We start from the raw sequence: 18,616 nt of genomic DNA, 5'->3' as shown, positions 1-18,616 counted from the left end.
CCAGCACTAGAACATGTTCGACGCGCCGGTGTCGAGCCACCCGGGTAGCGTCGGCACCGTGACGGACCCCGCCCAGACCGAACCGTATTACCGGCTCGGGACCTATCACCGGCCGACGGACACTCCCTCGCCGCCGGCCCAGGTCTGGTTCGACCGCGGCATGGTCTGGTCCTACGCCTTCAACCACGAAGAAGCGATCCGGTGCTTCGAGCGTGCCCTGCAGCTCGACCCCGAGTTCGCCCTCGCCCGATGGGGTATCGCCTACGCCGTCGGCCCCAACTACAACAAGGCCTGGGACGCTTTCGACCCGGCCGACCTGAGCACATCGCTGAGCCGGGCACGCGCCGAACTCGAGCGCGCTGCGACCGGCCGGGCATCGACGCTGGAACTCCAGCTGATCTCCGCGCTGCAGAAGCGATTTCCGACCGCCGACCCAGATGACGCCGAAGCCCTGACAGCGGGGCACGCCGACTACGCCGATGCGATGGCAGCGCTGGCCGTGGCCCATCCCGGCGACATCGATGTGCAGACGCTGGCCGCCGATGCCCTGCTGAACGTGACCGCGTGGGCACTGTGGGACGGCCGCACCGGTGAGCCCGCCCCGGGATCTCGTGTGGTGGAAGCCAAACGGATCCTCGACGCCGCGCTGGCGACTGCAGCCGGACGGCAACACCCAGGGGTGCTGCACCTCTACATCCACGCGATGGAGATGTCGACGACACCGCAGGCCGCGCTGCCCGCCGCCGATCTGTTGCGCGGGTTGGTGCCCGACGCCGGACACCTGCAACACATGGCCAGCCACATCGACGTGCTGTGCGGCGACTACCGCAGTTCGGTGACCGCCAACCTCGCCGCGGTACACGCCGACCGCAAGTTCGTCGAACGCGAGGGCGCGCTCAACTTTTATTCGCTCTACCGTGCGCACGACCTGCATTTCGTGGTGTATTCGGCCATGTTCGAGGGCAGTTCGCAGATCGCTCTGGATGCGGCCGGGGAACTTGCCGCCCAACTGACTCCCGAGGTGCTCTCGGTCGCCTCGCCGCCGATGGCGGACTGGCTGGAGGCGTTCGTCCCGTTGCGGGTGCACGTGCTGGTGCGGTTCGGCCGGTGGGATGATCTGATCGCCGAACCGTTACCCGCCGATCCCGAGCTGTACTGCACCACTACCGCGACGATCCGCTACGGCCGGGGCGTCGCCTACGCAGCGACGGGGCAATTGGAGCAGGCCCGCGCGGAACGCGACAGCTTCATCGCGGCTTACCGGCGCATTCCCGACACGCGCTACCTTTTCAACAACACCAGCCTGGACATCCTGGCCATCGCCGAGCAGATGCTGGACGGTGAAATCGCCTATCGGGCGGGCGATTACGACACGGCCTTCGGCTACCTGCGCCGGGCCATCGAACTCGACGACGCCCTGCCCTATGACGAACCGTGGGGCTGGATGCAACCGACCCGGCACGCCTACGGCGCACTGCTGCTCGAGCAGGGCCACGTGGAGGAGGCCGCTCACGTCTACGCGGCCGACCTGGGCCTGGATCCGACGCTCAGCCGGCCCAGCCACCATCCGAACAACGTGTGGAGCCTGCACGGCTACCACGAGTGCCTCCGACGGCTCGGCCGCGACGCCGAGGCGGCCATCATCGACCAGCAACTGGAGTTGGCGCGGGCCCGGGCCGACGTTGCGGTGCGCGCCTCCTGTGCCTGCCGCCTCGACGTGGCCGATCCCTGCTGTGGCGGCGCCTGACCTGCCCGATGTCGGCACCGGCGTAAACTCGCCTCGTGGCCATCAGCGAGAACGACCTCGGTCAGCTGCGCAAATGTGTCGAGTTGGCCCGTGAGGCACTAGAGGACGGCGACGAGCCCTTCGGCTCGATTTTGGTCGACGAGGCGGGGACGACGGTGTTCACCGACCGTAACCGCGTCAAGGGCGGGGATGCCACCCAGCATCCCGAATTCGCCATCGCCCGTTGGGCGGTCGAGCATCTGCGGCCCGAGGACCGGGCCCGCGCCACGGTGTACACCTCAGGCGAACACTGCCCGATGTGTTCGGCGGCGCACGCCTGGGTCGGTCTGGGCCGCATCGTCTACGCCACATCGTCGGCTCAGCTGAGCGGCTGGCTCGCCGAATGGGGTGTCCCGGCCGCGCCGGTGGCACCGCTGCCCATCACCACCGTGGCTCCCGGGGTAGACGTGGACGGACCGGCCACCGAGCTGGCCGAAACCATGAAAGACCTGTACGCGGCGAAGTTTCGTGCCTGAGCCCGGGTGGATCGCACATGCCATCTGGTGGCAGATCTATCCACTGGGTTTCGTCGGTGCGTTCCCCGCGGACCAGCCGCCGTCGGCCGATGAGCACCGGTTACGCCGGATCGTCAGCTGGCTGGATCACGCCGTGCAACTCGGCGCTTCCGGCATCGCGCTCGGACCCATCTTCTCGTCGCGCACCCACGGCTACGACACCACCGACCATTTCCGCATCGATCCACGCCTGGGTGACGAGCAGGACTTCGACCATCTGGTGGCCGAGGCCCGAGGGCGCGGGCTGCGCATCCTGCTCGACGGGGTGTTCAACCATGTCGGCACCGAATTCGCCCAGTACCGGCAGGCGCTCGACGGCGGCCCCGACCATCCGGCGTCGCGTTGGTTTCGCCGTCGCGGCAAGGCATCTCGATTCGACACGTTCGAAGGTCATGACGAGCTGATCGCACTCAACCACGACGAGCCCGCGGTGGTGGAGCACACCGCCCGGGTGTTGCGGCACTGGTTGGGCCGAGGCGCCGACGGTTGGCGCCTCGACGCGGCGTACGCGGTACCCGACCGGTTCTGGGCGCAGGTGCTGCCCGCGGTGCGCCGCGAGTTCCCCGACGCCTGGTTCGTCGGTGAGGTGATCCACGGTGACTACGCCGCGACCGTCGGTGCCTCCACCTTCGACTCGGTGACCCAGTACGAACTGTGGAAGGCGATCTGGAGCGGCCTGAACGACGGCAACTTCCACGAACTGGACTGGGCACTCAAGCGGCACAACGACTTTCTCGGCACGTTCGTACCGCTGACCTTCGTGGGCAATCATGACGTGACCCGGATCGCCAGCCAGTTGCAGAATGCCGCGCACCTCGAGCTCGCCCTGGTGTTGCTGATGACGGTCGGTGGAACCCCGAGCATCTATGCCGGCGACGAGTCGGCCTACCGCGGCATCAAGGAGGAGCGGCGCGGCGGCGACGATGCCGTGCGCCCGGAATTCACCACTGCACCAGAGGATTCCGATGCGCTGCGCCTGCATCAGTATCTGATCGGACTGCGGCGGCGGCATCCGTGGCTGCACACCGCGACCACGTCACCGTTGCTGCTGACCAACACCCAGTACGTCTACCGGACCGCCGCCGGCCCCGAATCGCTGATCGTCGCGCTCAACATCGGCGATGCACCGCTGCCCCTGTCGCTGCCCGACCTCGGAGTGGCATCGGGCCGGGTGATCGCGGGGTCGGGAGCACCGCCGCAGGACGACCTCAGCAAGACGGAGGCCCCCCCGCACGGCTGGCTGATCATCCAGCCGCACTGAGCGTTTCGAGAGTCCTCGGATCGCCGAGTCCGTCGTAGAACTTGTCGAGCACGGACTGGAAGTCGGCTCGCTCGGCCGGATCGGCAACGGCGGCGAACAGCGTCATGGACGAGCGGACCTTGAGGCAGTCCGGCCAGCCGAAGATCTGCTCGGCTGTCGACCCGTCCACCTGGGCAGCCAGCCGGGCGCATTCCCGTAGCCTCGGGCCCAGAGTCGGGTGGGCCAGGTACGCACGTGCCTCGTGGGCGGAGGCGATGCCGTAATGGTCGGCGGTCTGGCTCCGGCCGAGCCCGCGCAGCTGCGGGAAGATGAACCAGATCCAGTGACTGCGCTTGCGCCCGTCCCGCAACTCGGTGCAAACGTCGGCATAGACGTCGGCCTGGGCGTCGACGAATCTCTGCAAGTCGAACCGATCAGTCATGACGAAGTTTGTCGCGCAGCCTCACGCAATACATGGTGACAAGCTAATCTTCGGGATTCAATGACTACAACAGCCGCCGCCGAGCGCGTCGCTCCCACCAGGACTGTGCGTCGACGCGTCATGTCCCGGATCAGCATTCAATCAAAGCTGCTGGTGATGCTGCTGGTGACCAGCATTCTGTCTGCCGCCGTGGTCGGCGCCATCGGCTACCAGTCCGGTAGGTCATCGCTCCGCCAGTCGGTGTTCGACCGGTTGACCGAGGTCCGGGAATCGCAAACACGTCAGCTGGAGTCGAAGTTCGCCGACCTCGAGGATTCCCTGATCGTCTACACCCGGGGAACGACGACGGTCGAGGCCGTCGAGGCATTCTCCGGCGCATTCGGTCAGCTCGGCAACTCGACGATCAACCCACAGCAATGGCAGTCGATCGTCGACTACTACAACGACCAGTTCAAGCCGGTGGAAGAGAAGCAGACCGGTGACACCGTGGATGTGGCGCGGCTGCTGCCCACCTCCAACGCACAGAAATACCTGCAGGCGAACTACACCGCACCGGTCGTCGACCCGGAGAAATCGATCCGGGTCGACGACGCCCGTGACGGCAGTGCCTGGTCCGCAGCGAATGCCCGCTTCAACGACTACTTCCGTGAGATCGTCGAACGCTTCCAGTTCGAGGATGCGCTGCTTCTCGACACGGCCGGCAACGTGGTCTACACCGCGTACAAGGGCGTCGACCTGGGCACCAACATCGTCACGGGGCCGTACCGGCAGAGCCTGCTGAAGGACGCCTACGAGGAGACCCTGACGTCCAACGCCGTCGACTATGTCGGGGTGACCGACTTCGGTGACTACCAACCGGCCGATGAGCCCACGGCCTGGATGATGGCGCCGGTGGGCCCGCCCGGTCGGGTCGAGGGTGTGCTGGCCCTGCAATTCCCGATTTCCAAGATCAACCGGCTCATGACGGCCGACAAGCAATGGGAAACCGCCGGAATGGGCACCACCGGCGAGACCTTCGTCGTCGGTCCCGACGGTCTGATGCGGTCGGATTCACGTCTGTTCCTGGAGAATCCGCAGAAGTTCGAACGCGACGTCATCGACGCCGGAACACCCCCGGCGGTGGCACAGAAATCACTCAGTCAGCACGGAACCACGCTGGTGCAGCCGGTCGAGACGGAGGCCACCCGATCGGCCCTGCGGGGTCAGAGCGGCACCGTGATCGAGGACGACTATCTGGGCAACGAGACGCTACAGGCTTACGCACCGGTGACACTGCACGGATTGAACTGGTCGATCATCGCCAAGATCGACACGGCGGAAGCCTTCGCGCCCGTGGCGACATTCACCCGCACCCTGGTGTTGTCGACCGTCGTCATCACCTTCATCGTCTGTCTGGCGGCCATGATGCTGGCTCGGTTGTTCGTCCGGCCACTGCGCAGGCTGGAGGCCGGCGCCCAGCAGATCGGCGCGGGCGACTACGACGTGTCGCTTCCTGTGCAATCCAGGGACGAGTTCGGAGATCTGACAACAGCGTTCAACGACATGAGCCGCAACCTGGCGATCAAGGAAGATCTGCTCGCCGAGCAGCGCCGGGAGAACGACCGGCTGCTGCGCACGCTCATGCCGGAGTCGGTGGTGCAGCGGTACCGGGACGGCGAGGAGACCATCGCGCAGGACCATCACAACGTGACGGTCCTGTTCGCCGACACGATCGGGCTGGATGAGCTGACGTCCGAGATGCCATCGGAGGAAGCGCTGGCTATCGTCAACCGCCTGGTGCACCAATTCGATGCCGCCGCAGATGATCTCGGAGTAGAACGGGTGCGCACCCTGCGCAACGGCTACTGGGCCAGCTCCGGGTTGAGCGTGCCGCGGCTCGACAATGTACGGCGGACCGTCGACTTCGCCCTCGAAATGCAGCGCATCATCGAACGGTTCAACACCGAGGCCGGGACCGAGCTGGAACTGCGTGCAGGCATCGATACCGGCGCGGTGAGCAGCGGCCTGGTCGGACGCTCCAACCTGGCCTATGACATGTGGGGTTCGGCGGTCAACCTCGCCTACCGGGTTCAACGGGGCTCACCGCAGCCGGGCGTGTACGTGACCGAGCGGGTGTTCGAGGTGATGGGCGATACCCGCGATCTCGAGCCGGCGGGCACTGTTCAGGTGGACGGGGCCGACGAGCCGATCTGGCAGCTACGGGACCGACGATGAGCGGCGTGCTCGACGCCCCCTGGTTCTACTGGGCCGTCGGTGTCGCGGTCGGATTTCCGGTCTGCCTGGTTCTGCTCACCGAACTGCAGAACGCATTGCGCCGGCGCGGCAGCTTCCTGGCCGGTCCCGTACACCTGGTCCGCACGTACATCCTGCCGCTGGGCGCACTGCTGATCCTGCTGATCCAGGCGATGCAGATCTCCGGAGAAGCCACGCCGGTGCGGATCGTCTCGACGGTGTTCGGGTTCGTCGTCCTGGTTCTGCTGCTGTCCGGACTCAATGCGACCCTGTTCCAGAGTGCACCGGAAGGCAGCTGGCGCAAACGAATTCCGTCGATCTTCCTCGACGTCGCCCGGTTCGCACTGATCGCTATCGGCATCGGATTGATCTTCGCCTACATCTGGGGCGCCAATATCGGTGGGCTTTTCACCGCGCTCGGCGTGTCCTCGATCGTGCTGGGCCTGGCGCTGCAGAACTCGGTCGGCCAGATCATCTCCGGGCTTCTCGTGCTGTTCGAGCAGCCGTTCCAACTCGGCGACTGGGTCGATGCACCGTCGGCGCGCGGACGCGTCGTCGAGGTCAACTGGCGCGCAACACATATCGACACCGGCAGCGGCCTGCAGGTGATCCCGAACTCCGTGCTCGCCGGAGCGTCGTTCACCAACCTGAGCCGCCCACTCGGTGCGCACACCATCACGGTGATCACGGTGTTCGCCGTCGATGACGCTCCCGACGAGGTCTGCCGGGTACTCAACGAGGTGGCCCGCCGACTCCCCCAGCTACGTACCGACGGCACGGTGTCCACGGTTCCGGCCGGCTCACTGCAGTACAAGACCCAGATCCCGCTGCATTCCCCCGCCGACGATTTCTCCGCCAGGTCCACGTTCCTTCGCTGGACCTGGTACGCCTCGCGGCGGGCCGATCTGCACCTGGACGAGGCCGAGGACGAGTTCGCGACCACCGAACGCGTCGAACAGACGCTGCGTCTCATCGCACCGACATTGCGCCTGACCCCGGAGGACCAGGGCGAGTTACTCCCGCACGCCCGGCTCACCCGTTACGGCAGGGACGAGGTCATCCAGGTCGTCGGGCAGGTTCCCAAGCGCATGACTTTCATCGTCGCCGGCACGGTGCAGTTGGCCGTGGCCGGTGCGGACGACCTCTTCGTCCCGGTGCTGGCCCTGGAACAGGGCGACTTTCTCGGGCAGACGGCTCTGACCAGAGAACCGGTCACCACCACGGCATACGCGCTGACCGAGGTCACCGTTGCGCAATTCGACCGCGACTGCATCGAGGATCTTGTCGCGCGAAAGCCGGTGCTGCTTCAGGACATCGGCCGGGCGATCGAGGAGCGCCGGGCCAACGTCAGACAGGCACTCACCACGGCCGCACGCTGAGCCTCCCGGCAAAGGGTCTCGGCGCCGAGTTCCAACCGTTAGTAAACCGCGATCTGCGCGACCGGTGTTGTTACCCGTGTGACTGATGTGGCACATGTTTCACTACCGGGGACAAGCGGCAAACTGCTTGAGATACGTGCAGAAAGGACGGTTGGTTGCCGTTATGAAGTTCCTCAACAAGATTCGCGGAGCGTGGACGCGTCGACTGGCGGCCGGGGCAATGGCCGCCGCCACCCTGCCCGCGCTGATCGGTATCACAGGAGGTTCGGCGACCGCTGGCGCATTCTCCCGTCCGGGGCTGCCGGTCGAATACCTCGACGTGTTCTCGCCGTCGATGAACCGCGACATCCGGGTCCAGTTCCAGGGTGGCGGACCGCATGCGGTCTACCTGCTCGACGGCCTGCGCGCCCAGGACGACTTCAACGGCTGGGACATCAACACCCCGGCGTTCGAGTGGTACAACGACTCCGGCCTGTCGGTGATCATGCCGGTCGGTGGGCAGTCCAGCTTCTACACCGACTGGTACCAGCCCTCGAAGGGCAACGGTCAGGACTACACCTACAAGTGGGAGACCTTCCTGACACAGGAACTCCCCGCCTGGCTGGCCGCCAACCGCGGCGTGTCGCAGACGGGCAACGCCGTCGTCGGCATCTCGATGGCAGGTAGCGCGGCACTGACCTATGCGATCCATCACCCACAGCAGTTCATCTATGCCGGAACGCTTTCGGGCTTCCTGAACCCGTCCGAGGGCTGGTGGCCGATGCTGATCGGCCTCGCGATGAACGACGCCGGCGGATACAACGCCGAGAGCATGTGGGGCCCGTCGACCGACCCGGCCTGGAAGCGCAATGACCCGATGGTCAACATCAACCAGCTGGTCGCCAACAACACCCGCATCTGGATCTACTGCGGCACCGGTACCCCGTCGGACCTCGACGCCGGGACCAACGGCGGCAACCTGATGGCGGCCCAGTTCCTCGAAGGGCTGACACTGCGGACCAACGTCACCTTCCGGGACAACTACATCGCCGCCGGCGGCACCAACGGGGTGTTCAACTTCCCGGCCAACGGAACCCACGCCTGGGGCTACTGGGGACAGCAGCTGCAGCAGATGAAGCCCGATATCCAGCGGGTGCTCGGCGCACAGTCCGCCACCTAGAGATCCACCCACCCGGGGAGCCTGTCGTCACCCCTAACGGCAGGCTCCCTGCTTCATGTTCGGGGTAAGTTGGTGACGATGGCTCCGTCCTCGTCGTCCCCGTCGGATCCCTCGCCGAACGCGCGGATGCTCGGCGGAGTTGCCGCCGCCGCGGTGGCGCTCGGCATCGCCACGCTGGCCGGCATTCCGTTTGGGGCACCGGCCGATCCACGCAACGCGGTCGGTTCGGCCGTCGTCGACCTGACGCCGGGTCCGGTCAAGGAATGGGTGATTCAGACCCTGGGCAGCCTGGACAAGCTGTTCCTCGCCGTCGTCGTGCTGGCGGTCATCGCCACCATCGCGGCCCTCGCCGCGACGTATGAAACCCGGCACCGTCCGATTGGCAGCGCAATCTTCGTCGTCGCCGGACTGTTCGCCTGCGCGGCCGTCCTCTCCCGGCCGGGCGCGACGCTGCCCGACATCGTGCCCACGTTGGTGGGCACCGCCTGTGGGGTGGCGGCGCTGCGCCTGCTCGTGCGACGGGTCTGGGCCGCCCCCGACGACGATGCCGAACACGTCGACACCTCCAGAAGGACGTGGTTGGCCACCGCCGGAGTACTCGGTTTCGGCGCGGCTACCGGACTTCTCGGTTTCGTCGTGACCCGGGTGACGAGTTCGGTCGCGGCCGAACGCGAAATCTCCGTACTGCCCCGGCCCCGCGTGCCGGCTCCCCCGGTTCCGCCCGACGTCCAACCGAAAAACGTTGCCCTGCCGAGTTTCATCACCGACAGCGCCGACTTCTACCGGGTCGACACCGCACTGAGCGTTCCGCAGCTGAGCCGCGACGCGTGGCGGCTACGCATTCACGGCATGGTCGCCCACGAGGTCACCTACAGTTTCGACGACCTTGCCAGGTTCGAAGCCGTCGAGAAGCCCGTCACCCTCACCTGCGTGTCCAATCCGGTTGGTGGAGACCTGATCTCGAACGGGATGTGGACCGGCTACCGACTCGCCGACCTGCTGCGGGCGGCGGGTGTGGACCCGGCGGCGGACATGTTGCTGTCGACCTCGGTGGACGGATTCACCGTGGGCACCCCGGTGGACGCCCTCAATGACGGCCGGGACGCGTTGTTGGCCGTCGGCCTCAACGGGCAGCCGCTACCCGTCGAGCACGGCTACCCGGCCCGGCTGGTGGTCGCCGGACTCTACGGCTACGTGTCGGCCACCAAATGGGTCACCGACCTGGAGTTGACCCGATTCGACCGCGCCGAGGCCTATTGGACCCGGCAGGGCTGGGCGCCGCGCGGCCCGATCAAGACCGAGTCGCGCATCGACGTGCCGAAGCGGGGTCAGCAGCTGCCGACGGGGCCGACGACATTCGGTGGTGTGGCCTGGGCGCAGAACCGCGGCGTACGTGCCGTCGAGGTCCGAATCGACGACGGCCCATGGCAACCCGCTGAACTGGGCGCCGCCTACTCCAACCAGACGTGGCGGTTGTGGAGCCTGCCCTGGCAGGCGAGCGGCCCGGGCGACCACACCGTCACGGTGCGGGCTACCGACAACACCGGGGCGGTTCAGACGTCAGACCAAGCCCCGACCGTGCCCGACGGCGCCACCGGCTGGCATACGGTGTACTTCACCGTGGCGTGACGCTATTTCGACGAGAGTTTGCGCCAGCTGAACGCCGCGATCACGACGCCGATCACCGCGGTGATCGGACCGATCACCGACCAGGTGACGGTATTGCTCATCGGGCTGCCCTGCAGCACACCGAATCCCTGCAGCGCCCAGATGAGGCCGAACAGCGCCACAAGCACACCGACCGCGAACGTCACGACGTATCCCCTGTTCATGGTTGGATGCTACGCGCGATGCGCTGCCGCACACGTCCGCTACGTGGCGACCCCGTGCAAGAACATGTCGACCAGATAATCGCCGAGTTGCGCGGTCGGCACCTGCGCCGATCGGGACCAGCTGATGGTGGCCCACAACGTGTCACGGATGACCCTGGAGACCACGTCCACCGGAATGTCCGAACGCAGTGAGCCGTCCGCCATACCTTCGTCGAGCACCCGCACCCAGTGCGTGCGCAGCACAGGCAGGTCGGGATCCAGCCCGCCGAGCACACCTCGATCCTGCAGGTACTGATAGTCCTGCCGGAACATCCGCGTCTCGTGCGGGTGCTCGTTGATGATCGTCAGCGTCGTGTGCACCATCGTCCGCAGGCGTTGCAGCGGTGGTTCCGGCAGCGCCGCGATGGCGGCGAAGTGATCGCCGAGATTGCTGACGAACGTGCGCAGCAGCTCGACCGCGATGGCCTCCTTGGACGGGAAGTAGTGGTAGAGACTGCCCGAATGCACGCCGGCGGCGGCGCCGATGTCGCGCACCGTGGTGGACGCCACCCCTTTGGCGGCGAACAACTCTGCGGCGACGGCGAGGATGTCCTCGCGGCGGACCCGGTTCCGCGGCCCACGTGCAGGCAGGGCGACGAGAGGTTCCGCCTGGTCCGTCATGCGTGTCAGCCTGCCATCCGGTGCTGAGCGGACAGTGCCTGACCGGTCCGCCGCGCGGCGCGCACCAACAGCGGCGCCAACTGCTGGAACTCGGCCTGCCTGCGGACGGACAGCGAGATCGCACCGACGGTCCCGGTGGGGCCGGTAATCGGTGCCGCGATGGCGGTGATGCCCAACTGACAGTTGACGGCGGAGTGGTAGGCCAAACCGCGACGGTTCCGGGCCTGTTTGATCGCCAGGTATACCTGATCGGCGCTGCAGGCGGGCGCGAGCACGGGTTGCCGGGTGGGGTTCTTCGCCCGGTTGATCGCGGTATCGGCCTGCTCAGGGTCCAGTGACGCCAGCAGGACGTGTCCGCTGACCGTGTCGGTGGCGGGTATGCGCACACCGATCCGCGACGGAACCGACTGCGCCGCAGCGCCTCCCACCTTGTCGAGGTAGTTCACGTCCAGGCCGTCGAGCACAGCGAGATGCGCGACGCCGTCGGTGGCCAGATGCAACTCGGTGAGCGCAGTACTCGCGGCGACCCGCAGGTCTTCACAATCGGTGGCGCGGGAACGGTAGCGGCGAATCCGCGGCCCCAGTCGGTACCCGTGCTCACCGTGTTCCAGCCAACACAGCTCGACGAGCTGGCGCAGAATCCGGAATGTCGTCGAGCGGGGTATTCCCGACAGCAGGCTGATGTCGTCCAGCCCCATCCACTCGGGGCCGTCCAGGAAAGTGTCGAGCACCGCGGTGGCCCGTTCGATGACGCCACTGCGCGCTGCAGCAGCCGTATTCAGCTTGTCGACCAGCATGAACACTCCTTTATCAAGCGCTTGCTCAAGAACTTATCAAGCGCTTGCTCAACTGTCTCCGAGGGTGGCGTGGGGCCTCATCCCCCGTCCGCGGAAGCGGCGCGGTTCCGTTGGGTGAAACAGCGATGGCATCGACGCCGCGCGTGGCTAGTGTGCGAGCCGTGGAGCTTCGTCGTGTTGCGTTGGTGACGGGAGCGAGCCGCGGAATCGGCCGTGAGATCGCGCTGGAATTCGCCAGGGCCGGTTTCGATGTGGCGATCACGGCGCGCACCGTGCATGAGGGCGAGGGACGTGTGCCCTCCCGAGAGTCGGACGGAGACTCCGGACCCGTACAGGTCCCGGGCAGCCTCGACACCACGGTCGCCGAGATTCGCGCGCTGGGCCGGCGGGCCCTGGCGATCCGGATGGACCTGCTCGACCTCGCCGACGTCCACGCCGTCACCCGGCAGGTCCTCGACGCCATGGGCCGGATCGACGTGCTGGTCAACAACGCCATCGCCCAGATCGACGGAGTCATGGACCGCCTGCTGGACATCCGTCTCGGCGACGCCGAGACGATGTACGTCGGGAACTTCCTGCATCAGGTGGCGCTCATCCAGCAGGTGATCCCGTCGATGCTCGACGCGGGCGGGGGCGTCGTCATCAACCTGATCTCCGGATCGGCCGAGACCAACCCACCGGCTCCGGCCGGCGAAGGCGGGTGGGGACTCGCCTATGCCGCGTCGAAGGCGGCATTTGGCCGTATCGCCGGAATCATCAACGCGGAGTTCGCCTCCCGCGGGGTTCGCGCCTTCAACCTCAACCCCGGCTACGTCATCACCGAGGCCGGCCAGGCCCGCGGCGGCGCCTCGAAGATCGAGACGGCGGGTTACCAGGCCATCCCGGCCACCGTCGCGGCCCAGGCTGCCCGGTGGCTGGCGATATCACCCGACGCCGACCGGCTCCTGGGCAAGTCGGTGTGGTCGCAGCGTCTGGTCGATGATCTCGCCCGCCGATCGAACTCGGATACCTAGAAAGGTCCAACGGTGTATCTAGCCGAAACGCCCGAGCAACAACAACTTCGGGCCGAACTGCGCGCATACTTCGCCGAGATGATGGCCGGGGACGGCCGCCTCGGAGTCGGTGAAGAGGGTGTCGGCGGAGAGCGGTTCCGCGAAGTGGTCAGCACCCTGGGCCGCGACGGATGGCTGGGCATCGGCTGGCCGACCGAGTACGGCGGGCAGGGCCGGTCGCTTGAAGACCAGTTCATCTTCTTCGATGAAGTCCAGCGCGCCGCAGTGCCGTTCCCGTTCGTCACGGTCAACACCGTCGGTCCGACCTTGATGAAGTTCGGCACCGATGAACAACGCCGCACCTTCCTGCCGGGCATCCTCGCCGGCGACATCGTGTTCGCCATCGGCTACACCGAACCGGAGGCCGGCACCGACCTGGCCACGCTGCGGACCCGGGCCGTGCGTGACGGCGACGACTGGATCATCGACGGCACCAAGGTGTTCACGTCCGGGGCCAACACCGCCGACTACATCTGGCTGGCCTGCCGTACCGGCGAGGCACCGCGGCACAAAGGCATCTCGATCATCATCGTGCCGACCGAGTCCGAGGGGTTCAGCTGGTCACCGATCCGCACAGTCGGCGGGCTCACCGTCACCGCCACCTACTACAGCGAGGTTCGGGTCCCGGCCGAGAACCTGGTGGGCGACCTTCACGGCGGCTGGCCGCTGATCACCTCTCAGCTCAACCACGAACGGATCGGGTTGGCCGCCATCGGCGGGCACGCCGAGGCGCTCTGGGAGAAGACCGTGAAGTGGGCGAAGTCCACCGGCGCCATCGAAAAGGACTGGGTCCGCACCGATCTGGCCCGCACCCACGCCAAGCTTGAGGCAATGCGGCTGCTCAACTGGAAGATGACCGCCGCCGTGGCGGCCGGGACGCTGCGCGGAGCCGACGCTGCGGCAGCCAAGGTGTACGGCACCGAACTCCACATCGAGGTGTATCGAACCCTGCTGGGCATCCTGGGTCCGCGGGGCCGCATCCGCTGCGACGCGGATGCGATGGACTTCGCCAGCGAGATCGAACAGATGTCACGGCAAAGCGCGGTCAACACGTTCGGCGGCGGAGTCAACGAGGTACTGCGCGACATGATCGCCACCCAGGGCCTGGGCGCCGTGGCCCCACGCCGGACGAACTGAAAGGCAAGTCTGACAATGGACTTCAGCTTTGACGAGGAACAGCAGGAAATTCAGCGGCTGGCCGACGACCTGCTTGGCCGGATTTCCGGGAGCACCGACATCGGTGCCGTAGAGACCGGCGCCGAGGGTTTCGACCGGGCCCTGTGGTACGAACTGGCTGCCAGTGGTCTACTGGGGGCAGCTCTACCCGCCGAACTCGGCGGTGAGGGTCTGGATCTGGCCGCACTGTGCCTGCTGCTGGAGCAGCAGGGCCGGCGCACGCTACCGGCTCCCATCTGGCCCTCGGTCGTGGCCGCGCTTGCCATCGCCCAATTCGATCCGGACGGGCCGGGCGCCGGGCTGGTCGAATCGGTGTGTCGCGGAGAGGGCGTGCTCACCGTCGCGCTGGAAGAGGCACAGACCCCGCTGACGGCCTCCCCCACTGCGGAAGGCTGGGCGCTCACCGGCCGCAAGGTCGCGGTCCCGGTGGTCGCGGTCGCCGACGCCGTGGTGGCCACCGCCGTCACTCCCGAGGGCACGGGCCTGTTCCTGGTGAGCCTCCCCGACTCCACCCTGACTGCACACCCGCATCGCAGCACTACCCATGAGCCCTGCGCTACAGTGGATTTCGACTCCACGCCGGCTGTCATGCTGGGCGCTCCCGACGGAACCGCCGTCACCTGGACGTGCAACCGGGCCCGCCTGGCAGTGTCGGCGCTCGCCCTCGGAGTAGGCACGGGAGCGGTCGAACACGCAGTGCCCTATCTCAACGAGCGCCGGCAGTTCGGCCGCCCCCTGTCGGGATTCCAGGCGGTGGCGCATCAATTGGCGGACTGCTACATCGACCTCGAGGCGATGCGGACGACCCTGTGGCACGCGGTGTGGCGCACCACCAACGACCTGCCCGCCGATACGGCAACCTCGGTGGCGAAGTGGTGGGCCAGTGACGCCGGACAACGCATCGTGCACCGCATCATCCACGTCCACGGCGGCATGGGTGTCGACGAGGATTACCCGGTTCACCGATATCTGTTGTGGGGAAAGCAACTTGCTTCCACTCTCGGTAGTGCCGGCTCCGAACTCGCAACCATCGGCGCTCAACTGTAAGCCGGGCACCTCATGTCGATCTGCTCATCGGGTGGCCGAGCGGAATTCTGCGACCAGTTCGGCGAGCAGGTCGGTCGCCTGGCTCACGTCCTTGGGCAGCGACAAGGTGAACCGCACATCGGTGACCCCGGCGGCGATCAAGGGCACAGCCGAGGCCGCGCTGGCCGCCAGGTCGACGGACCGGTCCTCGCGCTTGACGGTTCTCCCGTGACCGAGCACCTGGAGGCCGGTCGGGTCGCCGCCCAGGTCCGAGATCTTGTCCTTCATCGCCGTGATCGCTCCGGCCGGGTCGGCGATTGCGGCACCCCACGGAATCCAGCCACGGCCGAACCGGGTCAGCCGCCGCGCCACGGCAACGTTGACGGTTCCGCTGACCCAGATCGGAACACCGCCCGCCTGAACGGGTTTGGGCATCTGATGAATGTCGGTGAAGGACAACTCGGGTGACTGATAGGTGCTGCGCTGCTGCGTCCACAGCTGCTGGCACACTTCAAGGGTGTGATCGAGCAGGCGGCCGCGGCGTTCGAACGGCAGGCCGGCCGCCTCGTATTCCTCGCGCTGCCATCCGACGCCGACACCGAGATCGACGCGACCGCCGGACAACACGTCCAGCGTGGAAACCTGCTTGGCCAGCACCGCCGGGCGGCGCAGCGCGGCCAACAGGATCGCGGTGCCGAGCCGGATCCGGGAAGTGTTGGCGGCCAATGCGGTGAGCACGGTGAGCGGATCGAGCCACTGACCGTCCGGGCCGGTGGGCTGGCGGCCGCCGGCGATACCGCCCAACGCCGGATTGGCATAGGCGGCCGGGTTCTCGCCGAATACGACGTGGTCGGAGACCACCACTCGGTCGATCCCGGCGGCATCCATCGCCCGGCCCAGCGCCAGGGTCGAGCTCCAGTCATGGTCGGGATCGTCGGTGAACGTCTTCAGCTGCAGCGAAATCTGCGGGGTAGTCAAGGCCTTACCTCCAGTCCTGGGCCGGGTCTACAGCCGTACCTGGCGCGCCGGCCGGGTTTCGATGGCATCAATGGTCAACTCACGCTTGGCGATACACCAACCGGCGGTGGTGCGGAGGTACTCATCGGCATAGCGCAGGTACCAGACCAGGTCGGTGATCTTTCCGTCCTTGTCGATCCAGTGGTGCGCGACGCCCACGACGGCGCCGGTCGCGGTGTCCGCGGCAGGCCCGGCGGTGTAGACCTCGCCGACGATCGCATGCAGGGTCCGGGTGACACCGCGCAGCGACTCCATGGCGGTCCGCACCCCGGCGTGCCCCTCGTGACGCACGCACGGGCCCAGGTCATCGGGTGGCTTCGGGAGGGTCAACTGTGCTGTGGGCGTGAATAATTCGACGAGATCATCGAAGTTCCGGGCGTCGACGCAGGCAGCATAGCGGTGTGCCAGATCGGACAGTTCCAGCCGGTCGGCCGCTGACAATGGTGCAGTCATACTTCCCATCCCGTCTGTCGGCGTTGGGTGATTCCTACCCAATCGGCCCGGCCTGCGCTCACCCGATCTCGTTCAACGAAACCGCATTGCCGCTGAACGGACTGCGGAAGAGGTACCGGCTGGTCGGGACGGTGTCGATGTTCTCGTGGGCGCCGAACTTCACACAGCTTTCGATCATCCGCGTCATCCGGTCCTGCAGGTCCGCCTCGTCCCGTGCGCCGTAGAAGACGTTGAGATCGGACACCGCGCCGTCAGGGAACAGCTCTTCGACGATGCCGTCGATCTGCGGCGCGTCCGGGGTGAGCGCACGGACCACGACGTTCTGGGTGTAGCCGAACGTCGCCTGGGTGTCGATCGCCACCTGGGTGTGGTTGTTGTGCCAGCGGTCGAGCCAGGTCGCCTGATCCATGCCCGCCGGCCGGCGCAACAAGGCCACATTGGCCAAAGCGGGTGTGCGCAGGCCTTCACCCGGGTCCGGCGGCGGCATCGGTGACGATTCGGTCACCAGGTAGGCGTCGACCGCATGGGCTTCGGCCGCCAAAAGTTCGATGGCAGAGCGAATCTGCGTGCCGTAGTACTGCTGTGTCCACAGGCTGATCACGGCGGCGCCGGGCGGGTCCAGCGTCGTCAGTGTCATCAGCGAATCACGGACCGGCTCGTCGCGGACGTTCACCACGACCCCGGGCAACCCCAGGTCGAGCAGCGCACTCGCCACCGGGCCACGCATCCGCCTGCACCACTGCTCATCGAAATCCGTAGTCCGGACGATGACCACCACTTTTTCCATGCGCCGAACTTATCTCCGAGTCGGGTCAGGGCCTGCCCGCCGGTTCCACTGACTGGAACCGCGTCGGCCGTCACCAACCTGCGCGCTCACCAACACGTCATGGCCGCAGCACCAATTTCCCCCTGGTGTGCCGCTTCTCGAGCTCGGTGAAGGCTGCCCGGACATCGTCGAGGGCGTACACCCCGGCGATCGGCACGTCTAGCTCACCGCGGGCGGCGAGATCGGCCAACTCGGCAACGATCGCGATGTCAGACCCCTCGGCATTGCCTGCGCTCTGAACACCGAACCGCTCGATGGCACCGAAATCGATGATCGTGTCGACTCGCTGAGGATCGACGGCCAGTTCCTCGACTGCCAGCTGCACATAACCGCCACCGAAGAAATCGAGGAAGGCGTCGACGCGACCCGACGGGGATGCGGCACGAAGCCGGGCGGCCAGGTCGTCGCCGTAGTTGACGGGGACCGTGCCGTGCGTCGTCAGCCAGTCGTCGCCACCAGGCCCGGCGACACCGAGGACAGTCGCCCCCGACCGCCCGGCGAGCTGCACCGCAATGGTGCCGACCCCGCCCGTGGCCCCCGCGACCGCGACCACGTCGCCGGGTCGCAGCCGCACAGCCCGAACTGCCGCGTAAGCGGTGGCGCCCGCGACATACAACCCTCCGGCCACCTCCCACGGCAGGCCAGGCGGCTTGGCGGCCAACTGCGAGGCGGGAACCGTCACGTATTCGGCGTGGCTGGACCGTCGATCGGAGAATCCGAGCACCTCGTCACCGATCTGGAATCCGGTGACTCCTGCCCCGAGCTCGGCCACCACACCGGCCAGGTCGCTGCCCTGACCTGATGGGAAGGAGGCGGGGAAACGGTCATGCAGGGCCCCGCGACGGATCATGGCCTCACCCGGATTGATGCCGGCCGACTTTACTTCGACCAGTACCTCCCCCGGGCCCGGAACGGGCCGCGGCACGTCCCGCACCTGCAGGACGTCCACCCCACCGTATTCATCGAACTGCACCGCTTTGCTCATATGCCCTAGGACGTAACCGGCGACCGAAAACATTCCGGG

At 66.8% G+C, this 18,616-nt stretch carries 18 protein-coding genes; 10 read left to right on the top strand and 8 right to left on the bottom strand.

The window, feature by feature from the left end; genetic code table 11:
• The first annotated feature begins 13 nt into the window (after window positions 1–13).
• From AC4LGL_RS23860 to AC4LGL_RS23850, 3 genes are read left to right on the top strand one after another with little or no spacing between them, the layout of a single operon-like run.
• Window positions 14–1,747, top strand: coding sequence for a tetratricopeptide repeat protein (locus AC4LGL_RS23860; RefSeq protein WP_491840927.1), 1,734 nt, complete (start codon window positions 14–16; stop codon window positions 1,745–1,747).
• A 35-nt stretch (window positions 1,748–1,782) separates the two neighbouring features.
• Entirely contained in the window at window positions 1,783–2,262 is a 480-nt protein-coding gene (locus tag AC4LGL_RS23855; RefSeq protein WP_491840926.1) for a nucleoside deaminase, read from the top strand.
• Window positions 2,255–3,562 (top strand): alpha-amylase family protein, encoded by a 1,308-nt coding sequence (locus AC4LGL_RS23850; RefSeq protein WP_491840925.1) that lies wholly within the window; start codon window positions 2,255–2,257, stop codon window positions 3,560–3,562. The genes AC4LGL_RS23855 and AC4LGL_RS23850 overlap by 8 nt, the downstream gene beginning before the upstream one ends.
• On the opposite strand, the gene AC4LGL_RS23845 is transcribed toward AC4LGL_RS23850, so the two are convergent.
• Complete coding sequence (locus AC4LGL_RS23845) at window positions 3,546–3,983, bottom strand: DUF1810 domain-containing protein (protein WP_491840924.1); 438 nt, start codon at window positions 3,981–3,983, stop codon at window positions 3,546–3,548. The genes AC4LGL_RS23850 and AC4LGL_RS23845 overlap by 17 nt on opposite strands.
• A gap of 60 nt (window positions 3,984–4,043) precedes the next feature.
• On the opposite strand from AC4LGL_RS23845, the gene AC4LGL_RS23840 reads away from it, so the two are divergent.
• The 4 genes from AC4LGL_RS23840 to AC4LGL_RS23825 all read left to right on the top strand — a co-directional run bounded on the left by AC4LGL_RS23840 (window position 4,044) and on the right by AC4LGL_RS23825 (window position 10,382).
• Window positions 4,044–6,197 carry an adenylate/guanylate cyclase domain-containing protein gene (locus AC4LGL_RS23840; RefSeq protein WP_491840923.1) on the top strand — a complete coding sequence of 718 codons (2,154 nt, stop codon included), beginning with the start codon at window positions 4,044–4,046 and terminating at the stop codon, window positions 6,195–6,197.
• Window positions 6,194–7,594, top strand: coding sequence for a mechanosensitive ion channel family protein (locus AC4LGL_RS23835; RefSeq protein WP_491840922.1), 1,401 nt, complete (start codon window positions 6,194–6,196; stop codon window positions 7,592–7,594). Before AC4LGL_RS23840 ends, AC4LGL_RS23835 begins: the two co-directional genes overlap by 4 nt.
• Window positions 7,595–7,757: 163 nt before the next feature.
• Window positions 7,758–8,753 (top strand): esterase family protein, encoded by a 996-nt coding sequence (locus AC4LGL_RS23830; RefSeq protein ID WP_491840921.1) that lies wholly within the window; start codon window positions 7,758–7,760, stop codon window positions 8,751–8,753.
• A 78-nt stretch (window positions 8,754–8,831) separates the two neighbouring features.
• Window positions 8,832–10,382, top strand: coding sequence for a molybdopterin-dependent oxidoreductase (locus AC4LGL_RS23825; protein ID WP_491840920.1), 1,551 nt, complete (start codon window positions 8,832–8,834; stop codon window positions 10,380–10,382).
• 2 nt (window positions 10,383–10,384) lie between these two features.
• Here AC4LGL_RS23825 and AC4LGL_RS23820 read toward each other — a convergent pair whose 3' ends face one another.
• Genes AC4LGL_RS23820 through AC4LGL_RS23810 form a run of 3 tightly spaced genes read right to left on the bottom strand, consistent with a single transcriptional unit; the run spans window position 10,385 to window position 12,042 of the window.
• Window positions 10,385–10,585 carry a hypothetical protein gene (locus AC4LGL_RS23820; protein ID WP_491840919.1) on the bottom strand — a complete coding sequence of 67 codons (201 nt, stop codon included), beginning with the start codon at window positions 10,583–10,585 and terminating at the stop codon, window positions 10,385–10,387.
• 39 nt (window positions 10,586–10,624) lie between these two features.
• A complete protein-coding gene (locus AC4LGL_RS23815; protein WP_491840918.1) occupies window positions 10,625–11,245 on the bottom strand; it encodes a TetR/AcrR family transcriptional regulator in 621 nt (206 codons plus the stop codon).
• Window positions 11,246–11,250: 5 nt separating this feature from the next.
• Window positions 11,251–12,042, bottom strand: a complete 792-nt coding sequence (locus tag AC4LGL_RS23810; protein ID WP_491840917.1) for an IclR family transcriptional regulator — start codon at window positions 12,040–12,042, stop codon at window positions 11,251–11,253.
• Window positions 12,043–12,167: 125 nt separating this feature from the next.
• On the opposite strand from AC4LGL_RS23810, the gene AC4LGL_RS23805 reads away from it, so the two are divergent.
• The 3 genes from AC4LGL_RS23805 to AC4LGL_RS23795 are packed head-to-tail and all read left to right on the top strand — an operon-like array spanning window position 12,168 to window position 15,317.
• Window positions 12,168–13,055, top strand: a complete 888-nt coding sequence (locus tag AC4LGL_RS23805) for an SDR family NAD(P)-dependent oxidoreductase (protein WP_491840916.1) — start codon at window positions 12,168–12,170, stop codon at window positions 13,053–13,055.
• Between the two features lie 12 nt (window positions 13,056–13,067).
• Window positions 13,068–14,231, top strand: coding sequence for an acyl-CoA dehydrogenase family protein (locus AC4LGL_RS23800; RefSeq protein WP_491840915.1), 1,164 nt, complete (start codon window positions 13,068–13,070; stop codon window positions 14,229–14,231).
• A gap of 15 nt (window positions 14,232–14,246) precedes the next feature.
• On the top strand, window positions 14,247–15,317 hold the full coding sequence (locus AC4LGL_RS23795) for an acyl-CoA dehydrogenase family protein (protein ID WP_491840914.1): 1,071 nt from the start codon (window positions 14,247–14,249) through the stop codon (window positions 15,315–15,317).
• 24 nt (window positions 15,318–15,341) lie between these two features.
• Here the strand turns inward: AC4LGL_RS23795 and AC4LGL_RS23790 are convergent, their stop codons facing one another.
• From AC4LGL_RS23790 to AC4LGL_RS23775, 4 genes are all read right to left on the bottom strand, one after another.
• Window positions 15,342–16,274, bottom strand: coding sequence for a TIGR03619 family F420-dependent LLM class oxidoreductase (locus AC4LGL_RS23790; protein ID WP_491840913.1), 933 nt, complete (start codon window positions 16,272–16,274; stop codon window positions 15,342–15,344).
• Between the two features lie 27 nt (window positions 16,275–16,301).
• Window positions 16,302–16,766: a nuclear transport factor 2 family protein gene (locus AC4LGL_RS23785; protein WP_491840912.1), complete on the bottom strand. Its 465-nt coding sequence runs from the start codon at window positions 16,764–16,766 to the stop codon at window positions 16,302–16,304.
• A 58-nt stretch (window positions 16,767–16,824) separates the two neighbouring features.
• Entirely contained in the window at window positions 16,825–17,553 is a 729-nt protein-coding gene (locus AC4LGL_RS23780) for an EthD domain-containing protein (RefSeq protein WP_491840911.1), read from the bottom strand.
• A gap of 97 nt (window positions 17,554–17,650) precedes the next feature.
• Window positions 17,651–18,577 (bottom strand): NADP-dependent oxidoreductase, encoded by a 927-nt coding sequence (locus tag AC4LGL_RS23775; RefSeq protein ID WP_491840910.1) that lies wholly within the window; start codon window positions 18,575–18,577, stop codon window positions 17,651–17,653.
• Between the last annotated feature and the right edge of the window lie 39 nt (window positions 18,578–18,616).

It is taken from the genome of Mycolicibacterium arcueilense (genome assembly GCF_058536225.1).
This window is presented reverse-complemented; position numbering and strand designations above follow the sequence as displayed.

Bases quoted from the DNA above. Each gene is read 5' to 3' on its own strand.
- AC4LGL_RS23860 (WP_491840927.1), top strand. From the start codon at position 14: ATGTTCGACGCGCCGGTGTCGAGCCACCCGGGTAGCGTCGGCACCGTG.
- AC4LGL_RS23845 (WP_491840924.1), bottom strand. From the start codon at position 3,983: ATGACTGATCGGTTCGACTTGCAGAGATTCGTCGACGCCCAGGCCGAC.
- AC4LGL_RS23840 (WP_491840923.1), top strand. From the start codon at position 4,044: ATGACTACAACAGCCGCCGCCGAGCGCGTCGCTCCCACCAGGACTGTG.
- AC4LGL_RS23835 (WP_491840922.1), top strand. From the start codon at position 6,194: ATGAGCGGCGTGCTCGACGCCCCCTGGTTCTACTGGGCCGTCGGTGTC.
- AC4LGL_RS23830 (WP_491840921.1), top strand. From the start codon at position 7,758: ATGAAGTTCCTCAACAAGATTCGCGGAGCGTGGACGCGTCGACTGGCG.
- AC4LGL_RS23825 (WP_491840920.1), top strand. From the start codon at position 8,832: ATGGCTCCGTCCTCGTCGTCCCCGTCGGATCCCTCGCCGAACGCGCGG.
- AC4LGL_RS23820 (WP_491840919.1), bottom strand. From the start codon at position 10,585: ATGAACAGGGGATACGTCGTGACGTTCGCGGTCGGTGTGCTTGTGGCG.
- AC4LGL_RS23815 (WP_491840918.1), bottom strand. From the start codon at position 11,245: ATGACGGACCAGGCGGAACCTCTCGTCGCCCTGCCTGCACGTGGGCCG.
- AC4LGL_RS23810 (WP_491840917.1), bottom strand. From the start codon at position 12,042: ATGCTGGTCGACAAGCTGAATACGGCTGCTGCAGCGCGCAGTGGCGTC.
- AC4LGL_RS23805 (WP_491840916.1), top strand. From the start codon at position 12,168: ATGGCATCGACGCCGCGCGTGGCTAGTGTGCGAGCCGTGGAGCTTCGT.
- AC4LGL_RS23795 (WP_491840914.1), top strand. From the start codon at position 14,247: ATGGACTTCAGCTTTGACGAGGAACAGCAGGAAATTCAGCGGCTGGCC.
- AC4LGL_RS23785 (WP_491840912.1), bottom strand. From the start codon at position 16,766: ATGACTGCACCATTGTCAGCGGCCGACCGGCTGGAACTGTCCGATCTG.
- AC4LGL_RS23780 (WP_491840911.1), bottom strand. From the start codon at position 17,553: ATGGAAAAAGTGGTGGTCATCGTCCGGACTACGGATTTCGATGAGCAG.
- AC4LGL_RS23775 (WP_491840910.1), bottom strand. From the start codon at position 18,577: ATGAGCAAAGCGGTGCAGTTCGATGAATACGGTGGGGTGGACGTCCTG.